Raw genomic sequence first — 1,830 nt, 5'->3', positions numbered from 1 at the left:
CCTGGTCACCCCGTTCCAAGGCTGATGCAATCCGGGATATCGAGAACAAAACTCACAGCTATTACGTGGATCGTGCAGGGGACCGTACGGACGTGCATGTAGTGAATGTTGGCGGGAAAAAGCATCTGCGGACGACCGCAGATAAGAACTCAAAGAACAACCTGGATAACCTGCCCGACTGTTAGGAGCGAAGGGCAGATTTCTGAATAAGAGGTCGGATCATGGCAAAGAAATCAGGCAGTGGCGGGCATTACCGCAGTGCGATCAGCGGGCGTTACGTTACCAATGCGCACGGCAAGCGCAGCCCCAATACCACTGTTCACGAGAAGACCGGCGGTGGATCGACCGGATCGGCGCGAAGCGCCAAGACGGGGCGCTTTGTTACGGAGAATCAAGCCAACCGGAATCCTCGCACGACCGTTAAGGAATCTTGATCCTCTAGCTACTGGTATCTGTCGCTTTCAGATCAAGTAAGCACACTTGGCTGCGCTTTATTCCTTTTAGGCTGGCTCTTCCGCGCTGTCTTTCGTCTGGAGCAGCAGCTGCCCCAGGGCGGTCACCAGGGCTTCGCCTGAGAAAGGTTTCTGCAGGGAGCAGTTGGCACCAAGCTTTTCACTCAGTTCAAGATAGTCGCTGTTCTGCGAGCCGCTTCCGCCAGAGATAGTAATGATGGGGAAAGCTTTCCCGCGCTGTCTCAGCTCTATAAGGGTCTCCAGGCCTTCTTTTTCGGGCATCAGGATATCGAGGATGACAGCATCCACATTCTGGCTCTCGATGATTGAGAGCACTTCGGTTCCGTCACGTGCTGCAATGACATGGTGTCCCGCTTGTTCAAGGTAGCGAGTGATAAATGTACGCACGGCTTCTTCATCGTCCGCAACTATGATATCGGCCATCAACAATCTCATAAGTGGAAATAACAACAGTGTTTCTATGGGAATAGGTAGCACGTTGTGAGTGTTTCTCAATATCAATTATTGGTTACAATTTGCCACAATATGCTTGGATCGCGATTCTGAACTCTCTGAGATAATACGACATAGGGTTGTTATTATAGGTAGGATGCGACTGTCCCAGCTCTTTGGCGTGTAGATCGTTCAGAGATGATACTTCCGGGCGATCTCCAAGGCTTCGGCCTGCTCGGTGCCGATGTAATCCTTGGTACTCTCGATGCTGGCGTGTCCCAGGAGGAGCTGAGCGGCGCGCAGGTTTCCGGTCTGCTGATGGATGTAGGTGGGAAAGGTCCGCCGGAGTGAATGCAGGCCGTAGAGCGCAGGATCCAGGTGCGCTTTCTCCACCCACCCCTTGAAGCGCCGCCAGAGCTGACTTTCGCTGAGGTGGCTGTGCGCCCACCTTGCCCCCTCCCCTGTAAACAACCAGGCGTGTGCCGACTTCTCGGTTTCGGCCAGGTAGACCCGCAGACTGTCGCGTGTGGCCTCTGACAGGCGCGCCTGGACCGGCCTTGGATTGCGTTTGGCGGTCTTCTTCTGGCGGATCTCCACGAGCTCGCGAATGCCGGCCGGGGTTGCCACGTCGGAGACCTTGAGCCGCACCAGGTCGCAGCCCCGAAAGCTGGTATCGAGCGCCACGTTGAAGAGCGCCAGGTCACGCCAGTTCTTCTCCTGGCGCAGGATAAGCCGGATCAGGTTCACCTGGTCGGGGGTCAGTGGCGGCTTCTTGCCGACGACCTTGCCCTTGTTCCACGCCCTTTGTGCCTCTGCCGCCATGGCCCACTCCTATGCGATCTATTGGGCGATTCTAGCAGAAAAGCTTGCATCAAGGAACGCACCTGTCCGCGTCTGGGGCGGGTTTTCGTTCTGTTTCAGGGGG

4 protein-coding genes are annotated in these 1,830 nt (G+C 55.8%); 2 read left to right on the top strand and 2 right to left on the bottom strand.

Going from position 1 to position 1,830, the window contains the following annotated elements:
- Positions 1-185, top strand: a 185-nt coding sequence (locus BP38_RS22455; protein WP_026988886.1) for a DUF3892 domain-containing protein, incomplete at its 5' end; no start/stop codon positions are given.
- 36 nt (positions 186-221) lie between these two features.
- Positions 222-434 carry a hypothetical protein gene (locus BP38_RS22450; protein WP_081816788.1) on the top strand — a complete coding sequence of 71 codons (213 nt, stop codon included), beginning with the start codon at positions 222-224 and terminating at the stop codon, positions 432-434.
- 66 nt (positions 435-500) lie between these two features.
- Here BP38_RS22450 and BP38_RS0118160 read toward each other — a convergent pair whose 3' ends face one another.
- Positions 501-896, bottom strand: coding sequence for a response regulator transcription factor (locus BP38_RS0118160; protein WP_026988885.1), 396 nt, complete (start codon positions 894-896; stop codon positions 501-503).
- A 201-nt stretch (positions 897-1,097) separates the two neighbouring features.
- On the bottom strand, positions 1,098-1,727 hold the full coding sequence (locus BP38_RS0118155; RefSeq protein WP_026988884.1) for a tyrosine-type recombinase/integrase: 630 nt from the start codon (positions 1,725-1,727) through the stop codon (positions 1,098-1,100).
- Positions 1,728-1,830: the final 103 nt, after the last annotated feature.

Source organism: Fodinicurvata fenggangensis DSM 21160, assembly GCF_000686045.1.
Taxonomy (GTDB): domain Bacteria; phylum Pseudomonadota; class Alphaproteobacteria; order Kiloniellales; family DSM-21159; genus Fodinicurvata; species Fodinicurvata fenggangensis.
The sequence above is the reverse complement of the archived record's forward strand: the minus strand, read 5'-3'. Positions and strand labels throughout refer to the sequence as shown.

What these genes read in the sequence shown, in the direction of transcription:
- BP38_RS0118155 (WP_026988884.1), bottom strand. Translation starts at nt 1,727, where the DNA reads ATGGCGGCAGAGGCACAAAGGGCGTGGAACAAGGGCAAGGTCGTCGGC.
- BP38_RS22450 (WP_081816788.1), top strand. Translation starts at nt 222, where the DNA reads ATGGCAAAGAAATCAGGCAGTGGCGGGCATTACCGCAGTGCGATCAGC.
- BP38_RS0118160 (WP_026988885.1), bottom strand. Translation starts at nt 896, where the DNA reads ATGGCCGATATCATAGTTGCGGACGATGAAGAAGCCGTGCGTACATTT.